The 18,321-nt window shown below is 40.5% G+C and carries 17 protein-coding genes; 6 read left to right on the forward strand and 11 right to left on the reverse strand.

The annotated features are described in order from the left end of the window. Positions 1-143: 143 nt before the first annotated feature. Positions 144-1,589: a M48 family metalloprotease gene (locus O9A_RS00645; RefSeq protein WP_195890907.1), complete on the forward strand. Its 1,446-nt coding sequence runs from the start codon at positions 144-146 to the stop codon at positions 1,587-1,589. A 130-nt stretch (positions 1,590-1,719) separates the two neighbouring features. Here O9A_RS00645 and O9A_RS00650 read toward each other — a convergent pair whose 3' ends face one another. After that, complete coding sequence (locus O9A_RS00650; RefSeq protein WP_034457793.1) at positions 1,720-2,631, reverse strand: RNA polymerase factor sigma-32; 912 nt, start codon at positions 2,629-2,631, stop codon at positions 1,720-1,722. 580 nt (positions 2,632-3,211) lie between these two features. Between O9A_RS00650 and O9A_RS00655 the strand changes: the two genes are divergently transcribed. The 3 genes from O9A_RS00655 (at position 3,212) to O9A_RS00665 (ending at position 6,026) form a co-directional block, all read left to right on the forward strand. Beyond that, positions 3,212-4,774 (forward strand): hypothetical protein, encoded by a 1,563-nt coding sequence (locus O9A_RS00655; RefSeq protein WP_034460142.1) that lies wholly within the window; start codon positions 3,212-3,214, stop codon positions 4,772-4,774. A gap of 20 nt (positions 4,775-4,794) precedes the next feature. Beyond that, complete coding sequence (gene fdxA, locus O9A_RS00660) at positions 4,795-5,133, forward strand: ferredoxin FdxA (RefSeq protein WP_034457795.1); 339 nt, start codon at positions 4,795-4,797, stop codon at positions 5,131-5,133. 308 nt (positions 5,134-5,441) lie between these two features. Further along, positions 5,442-6,026, forward strand: coding sequence for a CarD family transcriptional regulator (locus O9A_RS00665; protein WP_034457797.1), 585 nt, complete (start codon positions 5,442-5,444; stop codon positions 6,024-6,026). Between the two features lie 530 nt (positions 6,027-6,556). Here O9A_RS00665 and rpmF read toward each other — a convergent pair. After that, the gene (gene rpmF, locus O9A_RS00670; RefSeq protein ID WP_034460144.1) at positions 6,557-6,736 is read right to left on the reverse strand and encodes a 50S ribosomal protein L32; all 180 of its coding nucleotides are present in this window, start codon (positions 6,734-6,736) and stop codon (positions 6,557-6,559) included. A gap of 327 nt (positions 6,737-7,063) precedes the next feature. Between rpmF and O9A_RS00675 the strand changes: the two genes are divergently transcribed. Beyond that, a complete protein-coding gene (locus O9A_RS00675; protein WP_034460145.1) occupies positions 7,064-7,966 on the forward strand; it encodes a polyprenyl synthetase family protein in 903 nt (300 codons plus the stop codon). 58 nt (positions 7,967-8,024) lie between these two features. Here O9A_RS00675 and ispG read toward each other — a convergent pair whose 3' ends face one another. Further along, positions 8,025-9,266, reverse strand: coding sequence for a flavodoxin-dependent (E)-4-hydroxy-3-methylbut-2-enyl-diphosphate synthase (gene ispG / locus O9A_RS00680; protein ID WP_034457799.1), 1,242 nt, complete (start codon positions 9,264-9,266; stop codon positions 8,025-8,027). 244 nt (positions 9,267-9,510) lie between these two features. On the opposite strand from ispG, the gene O9A_RS00685 reads away from it, so the two are divergent. Beyond that, the gene (locus tag O9A_RS00685; RefSeq protein WP_034457801.1) at positions 9,511-9,795 is read left to right on the forward strand and encodes a hypothetical protein; all 285 of its coding nucleotides are present in this window, start codon (positions 9,511-9,513) and stop codon (positions 9,793-9,795) included. Positions 9,796-10,013: 218 nt separating this feature from the next. Here O9A_RS00685 and O9A_RS00690 read toward each other — a convergent pair whose 3' ends face one another. The 8 genes from O9A_RS00690 to O9A_RS08080 all read right to left on the reverse strand — a co-directional run. Continuing rightward, on the reverse strand, positions 10,014-11,018 hold the full coding sequence (locus O9A_RS00690) for an HlyD family secretion protein (RefSeq protein ID WP_034457803.1): 1,005 nt from the start codon (positions 11,016-11,018) through the stop codon (positions 10,014-10,016). Continuing rightward, positions 11,015-12,676 (reverse strand): MFS transporter, encoded by a 1,662-nt coding sequence (locus O9A_RS00695; protein WP_034457804.1) that lies wholly within the window; start codon positions 12,674-12,676, stop codon positions 11,015-11,017. The genes O9A_RS00690 and O9A_RS00695 overlap by 4 nt, the downstream gene beginning before the upstream one ends. Positions 12,677-12,699: 23 nt before the next feature. Then, entirely contained in the window at positions 12,700-13,116 is a 417-nt protein-coding gene (gene atpC / locus O9A_RS00700) for an ATP synthase F1 subunit epsilon (RefSeq protein ID WP_195890908.1), read from the reverse strand. Between the two features lie 72 nt (positions 13,117-13,188). Further along, positions 13,189-14,784: a F0F1 ATP synthase subunit beta gene (atpD, locus tag O9A_RS00705; protein WP_034457808.1), complete on the reverse strand. Its 1,596-nt coding sequence runs from the start codon at positions 14,782-14,784 to the stop codon at positions 13,189-13,191. Positions 14,785-14,803: 19 nt separating this feature from the next. Then, positions 14,804-15,715, reverse strand: coding sequence for a F0F1 ATP synthase subunit gamma (locus tag O9A_RS00710; protein ID WP_034457810.1), 912 nt, complete (start codon positions 15,713-15,715; stop codon positions 14,804-14,806). Positions 15,716-15,735: 20 nt separating this feature from the next. After that, the gene (gene atpA / locus O9A_RS00715; RefSeq protein WP_034457811.1) at positions 15,736-17,271 is read right to left on the reverse strand and encodes a F0F1 ATP synthase subunit alpha; all 1,536 of its coding nucleotides are present in this window, start codon (positions 17,269-17,271) and stop codon (positions 15,736-15,738) included. Next, a complete protein-coding gene (gene atpH / locus O9A_RS00720) occupies positions 17,271-17,855 on the reverse strand; it encodes an ATP synthase F1 subunit delta (protein ID WP_034457813.1) in 585 nt (194 codons plus the stop codon). Before atpH ends, atpA begins: the two co-directional genes overlap by 1 nt. A gap of 182 nt (positions 17,856-18,037) precedes the next feature. Further along, a partial coding sequence (locus tag O9A_RS08080; RefSeq protein WP_034457816.1) for a hypothetical protein occupies positions 18,038-18,321 on the reverse strand: 284 nt, incomplete at its 5' end.

Genomic DNA, 18,321 nt, shown 5'->3' on the forward strand with positions numbered 1-18,321 from the left:
GAGAGTTTCTTCACTTTAAAAACAGACCCAAAAGATACGAATGAAATTTGTCAAAATATTATAAAAAGATGGTAGCACACTCGTCGGCACCAAATTTTCAACGAACCCAAATTTTTCAACAAATATTATTGTTTTGCACTAGCATGTATAAAATACTTCTGATAATTTTAATGCTTTTCCTTTCTGCGTGTCACACAGCTTTCTCTCCCAACGAGATGTGTCATTCTTGGAATTCTTCTGCAAGAAGGAAACACACCAGCAAGAACAATATTTATGCCACATTAAGTGCAAAACAACACCCTCGTATTTTACAAATCTATGGAGGCGCTTATCATGATCCAAAACTTGAACGCCTATTAGCAAATATTGTGCATAAACTCACCGTTGGATCACAAAATTCTCACCAAAGCTATTCACTTACAATTTTAAATACGCAAAGTGTCAATGCATTTGCTTTGCCCAATGGTTCTATCTACCTCACCCGCGGTATGTTGGCATTGGCTAACGATTCTTCAGAAGTTGCGGCAATTTTAGCCCATGAAATAGCCCATATTACTGCCAATCACGGCATTTTACGCTTACAAAAAGAAGCAGAATTGAAGACAACAGAGCGTATATCACCAAATCTTCTCTCTCTTAGTGGAAAAAAAATTCACAAAAGCATTAAAGACAAGCGACAACTTGCACAATTTTCGCGCAATCAGGAACTACAAGCCGATTCGATTGCACTGGAAATGCTCAAACAAGCAGGATATGATCCGTTTTCTTTGCCACGTTTTCTCCAGTCGATGGCAGCCTATAACCTTTTTCATAATATCCCAGGTAGCCAAAATGCTTCCTTAGATTTTCTCATAACACATCCAACTACCCCACAACGAATTCGTCTTGCGATAAAAAAAGCATATAAAATCACTCCAGTAAACACTGGAAACACGGATCGTGATGCTTTTCTCAAAAGCATTGATGGCATGATTTTTGGGGGTAGCCTCCATACGGGTTTTGTGCAAAATAACCAATTTATTCACCCGCAATTGGGCATAACTTTTTCCGTTCCACAGAATTTCATCATAGACAATTCAGTGCACACTGTTTGGGCTAGCGGCCCAGATAAAATTGCCATTCGTTTTGATGCCATGCCGCATCCTGCTGAAATGTCTGCGAGTGAATATTTGCAAAGTGGCTGGCTTGCAGGACTAGATAAATCCTCTGTCCACCCACTTATAATTCGAGGTTTACCTGGAGCTCAGGCCCGTGCATACAATGCACAATGGCAATTTGATGTAGTTGTCATTTTGCTCAACAACCACATCTTGCGTTTTCTGACTGCTGCTCCTCGTGATGCTCAAAATTTTGCAGAGATTGCCGAAAAAACAGTACAAAGTTTTCATTTTCTTTCATCATCACAGCTAAAAAAGCTGCAACCTTTGAGAATCCGTATTGTGCGTGTTCAGAAAGGAGAAAGCGTTGCAAACCTTGCGAAAAAGATGCAAAATATAGCTCACAAAGAAAAACTCTTCCGCATTCTTAATGCACTCTCACCAAGCCAAACTTTACAGACAGGAGCAACCGTTAAAATCATCATGCAATAAAAAAACAAAGAGACAGCCTTTTTCATCATTTACTGCACACTGAGGCATATGCCCCACCGCTTCCGTTAACTTCAAAACCGACTTTAATTGTACCCTATCCACGGACTGCTTCCTGAAAAATCTTCACAGCTTACACATCATAAGCATCTGCTGGATTAACAGTAAGCAAAGCGGAACGCAGCTTTTGCAAAGCTCGCGCTTCAATTTGACGCACCCGCTCTTTTGAAATTCCCAATTTTTCACCTAAAACTTCTAAAGTAGCACCTTCTTCATTTAAGCGACGGAAACGAATAATTTCCAGTTCCCGTTCATTGAGAATTTGTAATGCATCATAAAGCCATTGTGTGCGCCTTTGACCATCAATCACTTGTTCAATTAAAGCATCAGGTAGAGGACTATCATCCACAAGAGCATCCATTTTGGCAACAGGATTATCACTATTTTCAGAAACAGAAACGCTCAAAGAATTATCAGAACTCGAAAAACGGAAATCCATTGTTTCAACATCACGCACTGAAACGCCAAGCTTTTCAGCAATAGTACGGAAGATATCTTGTTTTGAAAGATCGCTATCATCTTGCACCAATTTTGCTCGCAAACGACGCAGATTAAAGAAAAGTGCTTTTTGTGAGGAACTAGTTCCTCCTCGAACAATTGACCAATTGCGTAAAATATAATCTTGTATAGAAGCGCGAATCCACCATGTGGCATAAGTTGAAAAACGTACCTCGCGATCAGGTTCGAAACGCGCAGCAGCTTCCAACAGCCCCACATAGCCTTCTTGTACCAAATCCCCTAATGGCATTTTGAAACGTTTAAAACGATTAGCAATCGCAATCACCAAACGCATATGAGCAGCTGCAATTTGATGCATAGCATCATCATCACGTTTGTCTTTCCATCGCAGAGCCAAATCATGCTCTTTTTGCCGTTCAAGATAAGGCGCTTGCATAGCAGAACGCATCATATTGCGTCCTAAACTTTTGTCTGCATCGCTATAATTTTTACTATTTTTGTAAACAGCATTTGGAAGATTACCCATAATAACCCCTTGCGATTAAAAATTATCAAAGTTGATTTGGCAACGACATCATCATTCTCTCTTAAAAAAGAACGTAAAAGTTGTTTATTTTTATGAGAACTACTTTAGCGTGTATTTTTATAATCGCAATTGTTTTTTTATTGTTATCGTAAAACTTCTTGCCATTAGACACAGCTTCAGTCCCAAACAGCGATATGAATACGTCTTTTACCCGAAGAAATGCGCAAGAAAGCTTTTTCTCACATGTTCGTAATAGAACAGCAGAAAAATAAAATACTCCAACAAAAGAGGGAATGTTTTGTTGGATTTTCGACTGACTTGCCTTTTGAGTAAAAAAATTATTTTACGCTTGCAGCCTTACAATACAACTAATACATGTAATGAAGGTGTATAAAACATCCAAACTGAATGAAAACTGAATGAAAAAGAAAATATCTGAAGTCAAAATGGTAAAAAGAAGCATCAAAAAACAACAAGAATGATTGAAGCAAATGTAACAAACGTGTTAAAGGAGCAGCACGATTATTGAGTTGTCGGGAATAAGTTTTTTATCAGCGTAGCACTAAGAGAGAAAATGATCATGGATAGTGAGATTGTTCAAGAGAATGATATTCTTCAGGATGATATTCTTATTGAAAAACATAAACGTGGCAAATTTGAAGGTTTTCGTTTTTATGCTAACAAAAACACCACCGACGATCAAACAACTGCTGCACAAATTTCAGCAGAGAATGAAAATTTAACGCTTGCTTTTTCGAAACGTGCAGCGCGTTTTTGTGCTTCAGCCAATGGAGATTTCACCCTCAGTTCTGATGGCATTGTGCGCTGGATTGGCCAACCAGTTGGCCAACTCGCTGCAACAGAAGATTTTTTAAAACCCAAACTGATTATTTTAGCAGATACACAATTAACGGGAGAAGCGCGAGATAACGTCGTGAAACGATTAGAGCGTTTTATTACCTTTCATTTTGAAATAGCATTAAAACCACTGTTTGATCTACGTGGTGCTGAGGGTTTGACGGATTCAACAAGCAATCTTGCTTCACAACTTGTCAACTCTTTAGGAGTTATCCCTCGTCGAGAAATAGCCACAGTTGTCAAAAATCTTGATCAAGAATCGCGAGCAGTTCTCCGACGATTAGGGGTGCGTTTTGGTGCGTTTCATATTTATATTGCAGGGATGCTTAAACCAGCCCCGGCCCAAGCCGTTACCCTGCTTTGGAATCTTCAAAATGAGGGGCATGATCAAACTGGTTTAGGTGAAATTTTTGCAGCGTTGTCCGCTGGACGAACCTCCTTAGTTGTTGATCCTAGTTATAACCGGCAATTTTATCAATTAGCCGGTTATCGCATTTTAGGTCAGCGTGCTGTCCGGATCGATATTTTAGAGCGTCTTGCAAATCTTATCCGCCCTGCTCTTCATTGGAAACAAGGGAATGAACCCAAACCCGATGGAGCTTATGATGGGAAAAGTTTTTTTGTCACTCCAACAATGATGTCTATTCTTGGAGCCAATGGAACCGATATGGAAGAAATTCTAAAAGGTCTTGGTTATCAATCGCATGCCATAAGCAGTGTTTTTTTTGAACAAAATCTTCTTCAAAACAAAACCTCTTCTCATACATGTACAATAGCACAGGATGTTCCTGCGGCAGAATGCGTTGGCGACCAATGGCAAGTCATGGGCATATCGTCAACACAGGAAAAAAAAGAAGCTTTGCCTACATATGTTACACAATCCGACACGTTAGACTGTTTACCAGCAGCTGAACCTGTTGGCGATTTTGCTAAGCAAAAACGCGTCGTAGCAGAAGAAAAAGTTGTTTTACTATGGCGTTATAACCATCACCACCGTCTCCCAAAAAACAATGAGAGATCTGGATACAGGGGACAAAACAAAAAAAGCAAACCCTTTAAAAAAGAAGCAAATATACAGGAAAACAGCTCTCGAGAAACTACACCACACACCAGACACTCTCACAAGGCGAACAAACAGCATAGCAAACGCAGCAATCATCAATTATCTCAGAGGGAAAAGCGTCCTAATCCTGATTCACCTTTTGCAAAATTAGCTGCACTGCGCGATCAACTGATAAGAGAAAAAGATAAAGATGCACATACATTTTCCTCCAAAGGTCACTAAAATAAAAATGGAGTTTGATTTTGGCCTATGTAGTAACTGACAATTGCATTCATTGCAAATATACTGATTGCGTTGAAGTTTGCCCTGTTGATTGTTTTTATGAAGGTGAAAACATGCTTGTCATTCATCCCGATGAATGTATCGATTGTGGTGTCTGTGAGCCAGAATGCCCTGCAGAAGCCATTAAACCGGATACAGAGCCAGGGCTAGAAAAATGGCTAGAACTCAATCTTCATTATGCAAACAAATGGCCTAATTTAACCACTAGAAAAGATCCTCTTCCTCAAGCAAAAGAAATGGATGGCATCCCAGATAAATTAGAGAAGTATTTTTCAGAAAATCCAGGAAGTGGAGAATAATAGGCATAGGATACACAACATGCGCCTTCAAAAATTGAAATCATTTCTTTGTAAAAATAAAAATTCCCGAGTGAAATGATTGATTCTTTTGACGTTTGATGTTAATATTATTTTAATATGATCATCTTTCTAGGTATTTTTCTTGCTTTCTCCTTGTAAAGGAAGGTATTTTTTGTTTGTTTTAAAAGTACTCAACTTTTATGCACATTAAATTCGTATAATATACTTGGTTAAAGAACATTCAACATTCAGGCTTTTAGCCTGTTTTCCGTTACATTTGCTGGTCACTAAAGGGAGTAAACTAAGATATGGCATCCCAACATGGAACGTCTTCCAATGCTAAAGGATTTTCAACCTCTGAATATATTGTCTACCCTACCCATGGAGTAGGGCAAATTATAGCGATTGAAGATCAAGAAGTTGCAGGGCATAAATTAAAACTTTTTGTCATTCATTTTGCAAAAGATAAGATGGATGTTAAAGTGCCAATTGCAAAAGCTATTTCCGTTGGAATGCGCAAATTATCTGCTGTTGATTCCGTTGAACGTGCATTGAAAATCTTGCATGGAAAAGCGCGGGTTAAACGAACCATGTGGTCACGTCGCGCCCAAGAATATGATGCTAAAATTAATTCAGGAGACCTTATTTGTATCGCCGAAGTAGTACGTGATCTTTTTCGTTCAGATCTACAACCTGAACAATCTTATTCCGAACGTCAACTTTATACCGCTGCACTTGAAAGGATGGCTCGTGAAATTGCTGTTATTAATAGTCTTTCTGAAACAGAAGCCATCAATCTCATAGAAATGCATCTCTCCAAAAAGTTAAAGCGTGAATTTAAAACTAAGAGAGATGAGATAAATGCAAACAGCGAAGCTGTCTATGCCGCATAATAAATTGCAAAATCTTTCGATCATAAAATAAAACCAGCATTCTACTGGTTTTATTTTTTATTAGTGGGCTTTCATCAACAGAAGAATATTTGATAGGAAAATTCACCTATTCTCCTCACGAATTCCCCACACAGCAATATTGGTAGAATTGAACATGATATGAGTGAAATGAGATATTAGAACCTTATATTGTTATGAAATTGATTCTTCCTCCTGCTTTTATCCCCCCCTTTCCAATAGGCTTTTAAGAATGCCATGAAGGAAAAGACTCCTTCACCAAACACCCTCATCAAGAGCCAACAAGAAAGAGAGAACCTTTACAGCCTCTTCATATAAGTACACTCAAGACAAAGCGTATAGGCAAAAGACACCCATTAAAACAATAAAAACGCAGAAGAAAATCCATCAGCTGTGTCTTCTTTCTGAGAAGAAGAAGAAGCGAAAATACAGCGCATGCGCACATTCATTTACCTCCTCTCTCATCTATCTCTGACTCAAATGAATCCATCTATGCTAGAGAGATAAAAATCTCAATTTTTAGCAGGCAAAACTGAACGTCCACGATACATTCCAGTTTTCAAATCGATATGATGAGGACGACGTAGTTCACCAGAGTTTTTATCCTCGATATAAGTCGGCGCCTTAAGGGCATCAGCCGAACGGCGCATACCCCGCTTCGATGGAGAGGTTTTTCGTTTAGGTACAGCCATAAAGAGACACTCCAAATCCATTAAAACAGAAAAAGCAATGCCCATTATGATCGTTTTTTTATCAAAAACATCACAAATTCGACAATGCTCTTATGAAAAACATTACAAAACTTGATAGGTATATACACTGATTAAAGTCTTTTGACTAGACATTCTTTTAATTTTTTGTTTGGCTTTAACACAACACGCACATACAGTGCACGCAAACAGTAAACTTAAGGGACAGGATTTAAAAGCTTACGCAAATTGATAAAACAAAAAAGAGTTACACTTTATGTTATGCACTCAATTTTAAAACTTTTTTTTGCAAAATATAAGGAAACAAGAATGCATGAATTTATAACCCTTCTTGCGAAAAACGCCTACAGTGTTGAAAAACGGCTTACCACACTGTTAAGTGATCAAGTCCAAAATGGTGAAATTGCTCGTCCTGAAATTTTACTCAAAGCCATGCGTTACGGCGTGCTCAATGGTGGGAAACGGCTACGTCCTTTTTTGGTTATTCAAAGTAGTGCACTTTTTGACATCCCAGCTGAACACTCTCTCAACATCGCAAGTGCTTTAGAATGTGTCCATTGTTATTCTCTGATTCATGATGATCTTCCTGCCATGGATAACGATACACTCCGACGCGGACAACCCACCGTCCACATAGCATTTGATGAAGCCACAGCAATTCTAGCAGGTGATGCTCTTTTGACTTTTGCTTTTGAAATCATTGCCCATAAAGCTAGTGAACTCTCCTTTGAAACCAGAATCAAACTGATTACCGCTCTTGCACAAGCATCAGGACTTGGTGGCATGATAGGCGGACAAATGCTTGACCTTAAAACAGAAAAAAAACCACAAGAGAGCGCCAGTATCACGACTCTCCAACACATGAAAACAGCAGCTCTTATAAGCTTTGCTTGCCAAGCAGGAGCAATCATCGGCAATGCTTCCAAAGAATTGACCGAAAAACTTGCTGCTTTTGGAACATATCTTGGCTTAGCCTTTCAATTAACAGATGATCTACTTGATGTCACCGCCAGCACTAAAGTTTTAGGTAAAACCGCGAGAAAAGATGAAACAGCACACAAAGCCACTTTTATTCATCTTTATGGTGTTAAAGAAACACAAAAAAAACGAGACGAACTCATCGCTAAAGCAGAAGCACTTTTAATACCTTTTGGCAACAAAGCAAAACCGCTCCAGCAAGCCGCTCGTTTTAGTGCAACACGCAAAAATTAAAAACCTACCACAGCAAAGCAAAAGCTTTTCTTTGTTTCGGTCCTCTTCATAATTTGTTTCAACCTTTCCCAAAACGTGTATGAATATAATTACTTAAGAGAAATTCAAATTCTTCAGCAATACGGTTTCCACGCAAAGTCTTCACCTTTTGCCCTTCAATAAAAACAGGTGCTGCTGGACTTTCTCCCGTTCCAGGCAATGAAATACCGATATCAGCATGTTTTGATTCTCCCGGTCCATTGACGATACACCCCATCACCGCAACCTTTAAACTTTCAACACCAGGGTATTTTTCACGCCATACAGACATATTTTTGTGTAAGTTTGCTTCAATTTTTTGTGCCAATTGCTGAAACACTGTCGAAGTTGTGCGACCACATCCAGGGCAAGCCGCAACAACAGGCAAAAATTGCCGAAACCCCATCGCCTGCAAAAGCTCCTGAGCAACCTTTACTTCCCGTGTCCGATCTCCACCAGGTTCAGGTGTTAAAGAAATACGAATCGTATCACCAATTCCTTGCTGTAACAAAATTCCCAAAGCCACGGAAGAAGCAACAATGCCCTTTGTTCCCATTCCTGCTTCTGTTAATCCCAAATGGAGCGCATAATCACAACGTTCCGCCAAAGTACTGTAGACAGCGATGAGATCTTGTACATCACTCACTTTCGCAGAAAGAATAATCTGATCACGTCTCAACCCCATCTCTTCAGCCCAAACAGCTGAATGAAGAGCCGACTGAACAACAGCTTCCCGCATAATTTCACCGTCAGATAAGGGATTTTCCTTCCTTGCATTTTCATCCATAAGCCGTGTTAACAACACATGATCAAGCGACCCCCAATTCACCCCAATGCGAATAGGTTTACGATAGCGACAGGCAATCTCGATAATTTCAGCAAACTGACGATCCTTTTTTGCGCCAAAGCCAACATTCCCAGGATTGATTCGATATTTTGCCAGAGCCTCAGCACACGCAGGATGTTCTGATAAAAGCTTGTGCCCAATATAATGGAAATCTCCCACCAATGGCACAACAAATCCTAAGTGTTCCAATCGCTCCCGTATTTTAGGCACAGCAGCAGCAGCTTCATTACGATCAACAGTGATGCGAACCAATTGCGAACCGGCCTGCCAAAGAGCAGCAATTTGTGCAACTGTAGCATCAACATCAGCAGTATCCGTATTGGTCATTGACTGAACAACTATTGAACTATGCCCCCCAACCAGTACATTACCAACAGCAACAGCAACAGACCGGCGACGCTCAAAAGGTGTAGATAAAGAATACGCTGTGTTCATCAAGCCCTCAAATTTCCAAAACCTGCGTTATCGATTATCATTTATGGCAACGCTTGCCAGAGTACAATGTGAAAAAATGAATGAACAGAACGCTCTCATTATACAAAAGCTTTTGGTTTCTTTGCTTCACTGAAAAGCAAACAAGCGCACACAATGCAACCTTTCAATTTTTAAGCCGTTATAGCAAAATTCCAAACACAATTCCAACTGTATGAAACACTATAACACATGAAGGAGGAAACCCATGTGCCTATTTTCAACCCACACCCAAAATGCTAGAATTAAAAAACACATCGCACAATTAAAAAATGAACTCGTTCCCGTGAATCATCTGCGTTCTCATAGTAACAGCTTTGAAGACATCTCTGAGATATTTGAGACATGGAAACAAAAAGGCCAACATGTACTTTACCATCTCAACGAGCATGTTACAGAATTGAAAAAAAAAGCAAAAGAAAACCCTAAAACAACCCTTGCATTGGCCGTAGGATTAGCTTTAGCCAGTTTTATGCTGGTACGTAAAAATTAAAATCATACACCACTGAGACTTTTCTAAACAGCACATTTTTCAACGCCCGCTCTAAAGCGGGCATTTTTCCATATTTCTGTGAAATATATTACTCATTTCAGCTTAGAAAAAAGTATTTTAAAATATGCACTATAACAAACCAAACGAAATCTTCCAAAGTAAAAGCCCATTTACTATAAACAAAAGGAATAAAAATCAAACTCAAAAAGCCCAAAACATTAGCCTCCAGAACCACGTTGTGAAGTATCGACATAGGTAACAACAGACATACCAGGAATAAGCTTCTCCGCTCCTTCCTGTCCAGGATCTAAAGAAATACGCACTGAAATACGTTGCGCAATTTTGATGAAATTACCAATTGCAGTATCTGTTTTTAATAATGAAAATTCCGAACCTGTCGCAGGTGCGAAACGAACCACACGTCCTGTTAATTTCTGATTGTTCAATGCATCAACGGAAAAAATAACAGGTTGCCCAACACGCATCTGAGAAAGTTGCGTTTCTTTATAATTGGCAATAATCCAAATATCATCAGAAATAAGTGACACCAATTGCGTACCAGGCAAAACATATTGTCCTACCCGTGCGCCAACCAATCCAACATGTCCGGTTTTAGGAGATAAAATCTTCGTGTGTTTCAGATTCAGCTTCGCCAATTCAACGCCAACCTTCGCTCCAGCAACCTCTGACTGCAAACTTTGCCGTTCAAGATCCAATTGTTTTTGTAACTGGCGTTTTGTTTCAAGTGCTGCCAATAATTGCGAAAGAGGACGAGAAACAGAACTCGCAGTATCCCCAAAGCCTAACTTCTTGTTTTCAGGAATAACATTGGAGAATGCTCGCGAACGGGTCAATTCGGCTTCTGCTGTATTAATTTCTCCCTGCAAAAGCTGCGCCTGCAAAACAACGCTTGCAAGTTTTGCATTTTTTGAATCTAAAACAGCCTGTGCCCGTGCAAGCTGTTGGCGAAAGAGGGAATCATCGAGTTCAAATAACAGCATTCCCTGTTCAACTCTTTGATAATCTTGCACATAAATCCGTGCAATCACACCAGAGATCTGTGAACTCACCAGTGTCATATTGCCTTTAACGGAAGCATTATCGGTTATTTGAATTGTACTGACAAAAGGAGGAAGTTTCCAAGCCCATAAAATCAGTAAACAACCTGTAATTCCTGAGAAGAATGCAATAATCGTCGCTCTTGATCGTAATGCTTTTATCATTTTTTGCACTCCTCTTTTACGAGACTGCTCTGCTTTTCAAAAGCATTCAAAAAGCATGCCTTTAGAAATATTTTGGCAAGAAAAATAACAAATACAACCGTTGAAATATAAAAATACAGCCGAAAAACATCATCGTAAGCAAAAATATTTGCTGTTAATTTAAACTTCTCAATCAGCCTAGATATGCCTTGCTCGTGCTCCAAACCATAGGGAACTGTTCCCCAGAAAGAAGACGAAAATAAGGTATTCACCTCACCTGAAATAAGACGATCTGTTACAACAATATTTTGCGTTAAAGACTCAAAGTTCTTATAGGCGAAAAAAAGCTGCAGACTGCCAAAAAAAGCTGATCCCATCAATCCGCCCGTCACTTGCGTAAGCAGAAAAACAGTAATAAAACTTAAAACGTAACGTGGTCCTCGTTCGCCGGCTATCACAAATCCCCTAGAAAGAGCAGGAGGCAAAAAAAGTGCATAACTAAAACTAACCAACCCTTGACTCAACATCATATCTTGTGGGCGTGTTAAATGATTTACATGACTATCTAAATAAGCCCCAAGCGCCAAACAGCCCAGAGATAAAAGATAAAAATAATCCTCACGTCCCACCCGTAAAAAAAAGACACAAACCGCTCCCCCTAAAAGGGTACCAAATGTAACTGCAAGATACATGGGCATCATTTCACGATTTAATAAACCAAAAAGATTAAAAAAACTTGCTGCTAAACTTGATCGCTCTAACAAAAAAACGTGAAAAACTAATAAAATAAGAACAGATTGTACGATTTCTTTACTGAAAATCCAGCGTAAATCAATCAATGGTTTTTCTCGATTAAGTTCAATAACCGTAGCAATAACCAAAGATAAAACAGCAAGCGCAAGTCCCCACCCAATCCAGGGTGCTTCATACCACCAATACAAAGTTCCAACAGACATAATCACTGCATTGAGTCCAAGACCAAATGCAATCAAACTATAGCTCACCCAATCTAACTTCTGAATAACCTTATTACGAACAACAGGTGTCAGTGGAAGAGCATAGATACATCCCAAACTGATGAGAACCAATCCCATTTCCAGTGCTGAAAGGCTCAAAAACCCACCATTTTCAAGCAAATCAGGAGAAATCAAACGTGATAAGGGCGCTGCTAAAGCTGCATTCATATAATTCAAACTAAGACCAATAGTGAATTTTTTTGCTGGTGCAAAAGCCTCCATCATATAAAGCAACGCGAGTGAAGCCAATGGCGCTGCAGCAACGCCAGCAAAAAAACGAATGATCAGTGCGGAACGCAAATCCGTCACAAAGAGCTGCAAGACACAAACCAAAACGAAGCCAAGGATTGATAATTCAGCAAAAGCCCGAAGCCCAAACTGGTATCGGATCTTGATCAGCATGATCGCAACACTAACATTTGGAGCCATATAAGCAGCCACCAACCACGTTGTCTCGGTCAAAGTTGCGTGGAAATCGCCCGTAAGATAGATAATATTAGACTGAACAATATTTGCCCCTAAGCCATAAGCCCACTGCAAAACAAAAGAGGCTAAAATATAAACGAAACATTTTGGCAAAGGCCCAGCAAAAACAACACCCGGATGGGGAAAAGGCTTTCCCCCCCTTTTAGCAGATACAACTGCATTTCTTTTGCCGCTCACGTTACCTTTTCCTATATAATCTGTTATGCCTCCGTTAGCCCAGCATCACCAATTTCCAATTGATGAAAAAAGTCTTCTATTTTATGACTTATCCCATCATTTGAATCCCCTTCTAACGTTGCTCGTATCCGCAAAATCTGCTGCTCCAAATCATCAAAAGAAAGATGTTGAACAGCCACAACACGCTCCACCAAAACAGAACACCCCGAAGAGGTAATATTTGCAACGCCCCCGCAAACAGCAAACAGCTTTTTCCCTGAAGAGGTAAGAACATACACACTGCCCAACACAATACTCGCCACCAAAGGCGCATGATGCGCCATCACTGTCAAAGCACCTGAGGCTGAAGGAAGAACAACAGACAGAACCTGCTCTGAAAATACAAGTTTTTCAGGAGACACAAGTTCAAACAAAAAATGGTTTACTCTATTGTTTTCCACAAAAATCTCCACGAGGCTCAATATGAGGATTTACTATTCTCTCTACAACAAATATTTATTACAGATTTTCTTTTATGAAGAAACTTCTGCAATAAGACGCTTTCCTTTTTCAACTGCTTCATCAATCGAACCAACCATGTAAAAAGCCGCTTCTGGCAAATCATCGTATTCACCAGCGCAAAGGCCCTTAAAGCCTTTGATTGTCTCTTCTAAAGGTACCAATTTTCCAGATGAACCGGTAAAGGCTTCAGCAACATGGAAAGGTTGCGAAAGGAAACGTTCAATTTTACGGGCACGCCCCACCAGCAGCTTGTCATCTTCAGAAAGTTCGTCCATTCCAAGAATAGCAATAATATCTTGCAACGACCTATAGCGTTGCAAAATGGTCTGAACTTGACAAGCAACAGTATAATGCTCTTCTCCTACGACCAATGGATCTAACATGCGTGAGAAAGAATCAAGCGGATCAACCGCCGGATAAATACCCTTTTCCGCAATAGAACGGGAAAGAACCGTCGTCGCATCCAAATGGGCAAAAGATGTTGCAGGAGCCGGATCTGTCAAGTCATCCGCAGGAACATAAATAGCCTGAACAGAGGTAATAGAACCTGTTTTTGTACTGGTAATACGCTCTTGCAGAGCACCCATATCAGTTGCCAAAGTTGGCTGATACCCCACAGCAGAAGGGATACGCCCTAAAAGAGCTGACACTTCAGCCCCTGCTTGCGTAAAACGGAAAATATTATCCACGAAGAACAAAACATCCTGCCCCTCATCACGGAAACTTTCTGCAATAGTCAATCCTGAAAGAGCCACACGTGCACGCGCCCCTGGTGGTTCATTCATTTGCCCATAAACGAGTGCACATTTTGATCCTTCTGTTGAACCATTGTTGTTTTTTGGATTCACATTCACACGGCTCTCGATCATTTCATAATAAAGATCATTTCCCTCACGTGTGCGTTCACCAACACCAGCAAACACTGAATAGCCACCATGCGCCTTTGCAATATTGTTGATAAGCTCCATAATGAGAACAGTTTTACCGACACCCGCACCTCCAAACAAGCCAACCTTACCCCCTTTAGAATAAGGAGCTAACAGATCAACGACTTTAATACCAGTCACAAGGATTTCTGATGCGGTTGATTGCTCCACATATTCAGGAGCCTCTTGATGAATGGAACGGGTTTTGCTTGTAATAATTGGGCCAACATTATCAACCGGCTCTCCAATCACATTCATAATACGACCAAGAGTCGCTTCTCCCACGGGAATACGAATCTGTGTTCCTGTATCAAAAACTTTTTGACCACGAACAAGACCATCGGTAGTATCCATGGCAATAGTACGCACAGTATTCTCACCCAAATGCTGAGCAACTTCTAAAACCAGTCGATTGCCCAAATTATCTGTTTCTAATGCATTCAGAATATTTGGCAAAGCACCTTCAAATTGCACATCAACAACAGCACCAATAACTTGTTTGATCACACCAACTGCTGTTTCTGCAAGCGAACTTTTTTGAGGAGACGTATGCACAGGACCCGAGAAATCCTTTACACAAGCTTGAGATTTCGAAGCAGCTTTTTTCACACCTGAACGAGGAGCAGATTTCTTTTTCTCAACTTTTGCTACTTCCTTACTTGACGTCATTGCTTTTACCATCAATTCTTACCTTTTCAATTTAAAGCGCTTCAGCGCCCGCAATAATTTCGATCAATTCGGTCGTAATCTGTGCCTGACGCTGACGATTATACGCCACCGTCAATTTATTAATCATTTCACCTGCATTGCGCGATGCATTGTCCATAGCAGTCATTTTTGCCCCCATTTCACCAGCAACATTTTCAAGCAAAGCCCGAAAGATTTGCACAGAAAGATTGCGTGGCACAAGCTCATCTAAAAGAGAAGCTGCATCAGGCTCATAATCGTAAACACTTGATTTTAGGCTTGCACTGTTGTCTATTTTTTGTTCAACTTTTCCTGTTGCAACAGCACCTTTGGGAGATCTCATAGGGATCAAATCAAAAGCGACGGGGCACTGATTAATCACTGAAACGAATTCAGAATAGAACAGAGTACAAACATCAAAGGCATTCTCATCGAATAAATCAACGATTTTCTGGCTAATCATTGCCGCCTCTGCAAAACCAACTCGCTTGACAGACTGCAAATCGATATGACCAATCATCAAAGTTTTGTAATCACGAGATAAAATATCTGCTCCCTTTTTGCCCACGGTTAAAACTTTAACGATTTTACCGGCAGCAAGCAGCATTTTAATATGTTCACGTGCCCGACGAACAATCTGCACATTAAAAGCACCACACAATCCACGTTCAGCAGTACAAACCACCAGAAGATGAATATCATCTCGTCCAGTTCCACGCATGAGAGGTGGCGCATCGATAGGGTCCACATCAGTCGCAAGATTGGCCAAAATAGCAGCCATCCGTTTGGCATAAGGACGTGCAGAATGAGCTGCCTCTTGCGCACGGTGCAACCTTGCTGCGGCAACCATTTGCATTGCTTTAGTAATTTTCTGTGTTGCCTTAACCGAAGCAATACGGTCTCTAAGATCCTTTAACGACGCCATCGAAGCATTCCATCAACTCATTATGAAAAATTCTTTGCGTAAGTATTAAGAACAACGACCAACTTATCCTTGATGTCATCGGTTATCTGTTTCTGGTCAGAAATTGCCTGCAAAAGATCTGAGTGATCACTGCGCAAAAGCGTCAAAAGCCCCTGCTCGAATCGACCGACATCAGCCACAGCCAAAGCATCAAGATAACCATTGACACCCGCAAAGATAACAATAACCTGTTCTTCTGTCTTTAGTGGAGAAAATTGTGGTTGTTTCAAAAGCTCTGTTAAACGAGCACCACGACTTAAAAGACGCTGTGTTGAAGCATCCAAATCCGAACCGAACTGTGCAAAAGCTGCCATTTCGCGATATTGTGCTAATTCCCCTTTAATGGAACCAGCAACCTGCTTCATCGCCTTAATTTGTGCAGCAGAACCAACACGCGATACAGAAAGACCAACATTAACAGCAGGACGAATTCCCTGATAAAACAAATTAGTTTCTAGAAAAATTTGCCCATCAGTGATGGAAATTACATTGGTTGGAATATAAGCAGAAACATCATTTGCCTGAGTTTCAATGACAGGCAAAGCCGTCAAAGACCCGGAACCATTTTCAGCATTAAGTTTTGCAGCGCGCTCTAAAAGGCGGGAATGAAGATAGAAAACATCACCAGGATAGGCTTCACGACCAGGCGGGCGACGAAGCAAAAGAGACATTTGACGATAAGCAACGGCTTGTTTTGAAAGATCATCATAACCAATCAAAGCATGTTGGCCATTATCACGGAAATATTCCCCCATTGCACAACCAGCAAGAGGTGCAATAAATTGCATAGGCGCGGGATCAGAAGCTGTAGCTGCTACAATAATAGAATACTCAAGCGCCCCACGATCCTGTAAAACTTTAACGAATTGCGCCACGGTTGAACGTTTTTGACCAATAGCAACATAAATACAATAGACTTTATCCTGCTCATTCCCATCACCTTTTTCATGGAAAGGTTTTTGATTCAAGAATGTATCAAGCAAAATTGCTGTTTTTCCTGTTTGACGATCACCGATCACCAATTCACGTTGTCCACGTCCAATAGGAATGAGTGCATCGATAGCCTTCAATCCTGTGGACATTGGCTCATACACAGACTGACGTGGAATAATGCCTGGAGCTTTCACATCAACACGACGATATTCTGTTGCCTTAAGAGGTCCCTTACCATCTATAGGGTTTCCAAGTGCATCGACAACGCGCCCTAGCAAAGCTGGACCGACAGGCACCTCGACAATAGCACCGAGTCGTTTAACACAATCGCCTTCACGAATATCACGATCTGATCCGAAAATGACCACCCCGACATTATCGATTTCCAAATTGAGTGCCATACCACGCACACCATTCGAAAAGGAAACCATTTCTCCCGCTTGAACATTATCCAAACCATAAACGCGAGCGATACCATCACCCACAGACAAAACCCAACCAATTTCTGAAACTTCAGCCTTTTGGTTAAAGTTTTTGATTCGTTCTTTTAGAATTTTTGAAATTTCAGATGGTCTAATATCCATCAGCTAACCTCTTTTTTCAATGCAATCTTAAGCGAAGACAACTTCGCCATAAGGGACGTATCGATCTGTGATGATCCCAGACGAATGATCAGCCCACCAAGAATTGTTGGATCAACACAGATGTTTAGCAAAACTTTTCCCCCAACGACACTTTCCAAAACGACCTGCAACTCTTGTTCCTGCTGAGGATTCAGTGGGTGAGCAGCAATAATCTGTGCCGAAACCTCCCTACGAGAAAGAGCAACACGACGCTGAAAAGCATGTAAAATACCAGACAAAGCACGAAGACGATGGTTTAGCGTGATAACGCGCAAAAAATGACTTAAAACCTGACCAGCATCCTCATCAGAAAACTGAATGTTTTCACAAACAGAATGCATAACTTTAACCTGCTCTTTTACGGAAAAGAATGGGCTTTGCACAAAGCGTTTTAAGTTTTCATCTTGATCTAAGACCACCAAAAAAGACTCGACTGCCTTTTCAAGTTTTTCGACCAACCCTTCTTCTTGAACAAAATCAAAAAGCGCTTGTGCATAGCGCTGATCTACCAATGGCAGCGGTATAAGAGAAAATGAATTCGACACGAAATACCGCCTCTTTCCCTTGAGCAATTCTCTGATAGTTATCAGATGAAATGAACGAGCACCCAAATTTTAAGAATCTGCTTCTTAAAATCTAGAACAAAAAACTTTTCGGTTTCTAGCATAGACATAACCGACTGGCAACTCCACAAATTGATGCTTTTTAAAAATTTTAGACAAAATATTCAAAATATTTTTGGAAATGATTTCCTAGAGAACCATTCATTATTTTTATCTTTTTTTTTGACATTCTCTGAGAGATTTTTCAAGCCCCTTTGTTTTATAAACGGAGAGTCCAGCAACAAAACGATGTTCTTTAGTTTTAAAATGAGACATTTTTGGTAAAACATTTTTGTAGCACCAGAGTTCCCCGCTACCGCTACCGCTACCGCTACCGCTACCGCTACCGCTACCGCTACCGCTACCGCTACCGCTACCGCTACCGCTACCGCTACCGCTACCGCTACCG

This window comes from Bartonella koehlerae C-29 (assembly GCF_000706625.1).
Taxonomy (GTDB): Bacteria; Pseudomonadota; Alphaproteobacteria; order Rhizobiales; family Rhizobiaceae; genus Bartonella; species Bartonella koehlerae.

Bases quoted from the DNA above. Each gene is read 5' to 3' on its own strand.
- O9A_RS00685 (WP_034457801.1), top strand. From the start codon at position 9,511: ATGTGCCTATTTTCAACCCACACCCAAAATGCTAGAATTAAAAAACAC.
- O9A_RS00655 (WP_034460142.1), top strand. From the start codon at position 3,212: ATGGATAGTGAGATTGTTCAAGAGAATGATATTCTTCAGGATGATATT.
- O9A_RS00710 (WP_034457810.1), bottom strand. From the start codon at position 15,715: ATGGCGTCGTTAAAGGATCTTAGAGACCGTATTGCTTCGGTTAAGGCA.
- O9A_RS00650 (WP_034457793.1), bottom strand. From the start codon at position 2,631: ATGGGTAATCTTCCAAATGCTGTTTACAAAAATAGTAAAAATTATAGC.
- O9A_RS00690 (WP_034457803.1), bottom strand. From the start codon at position 11,018: ATGATAAAAGCATTACGATCAAGAGCGACGATTATTGCATTCTTCTCA.
- atpD (WP_034457808.1), bottom strand. From the start codon at position 14,784: ATGGTAAAAGCAATGACGTCAAGTAAGGAAGTAGCAAAAGTTGAGAAA.
- O9A_RS00645 (WP_195890907.1), top strand. From the start codon at position 144: ATGTATAAAATACTTCTGATAATTTTAATGCTTTTCCTTTCTGCGTGT.
- O9A_RS00675 (WP_034460145.1), top strand. From the start codon at position 7,064: ATGCATGAATTTATAACCCTTCTTGCGAAAAACGCCTACAGTGTTGAA.
- ispG (WP_034457799.1), bottom strand. From the start codon at position 9,266: ATGAACACAGCGTATTCTTTATCTACACCTTTTGAGCGTCGCCGGTCT.
- O9A_RS00665 (WP_034457797.1), top strand. From the start codon at position 5,442: ATGGCATCCCAACATGGAACGTCTTCCAATGCTAAAGGATTTTCAACC.
- atpA (WP_034457811.1), bottom strand. From the start codon at position 17,271: ATGGATATTAGACCATCTGAAATTTCAAAAATTCTAAAAGAACGAATC.
- rpmF (WP_034460144.1), bottom strand. From the start codon at position 6,736: ATGGCTGTACCTAAACGAAAAACCTCTCCATCGAAGCGGGGTATGCGC.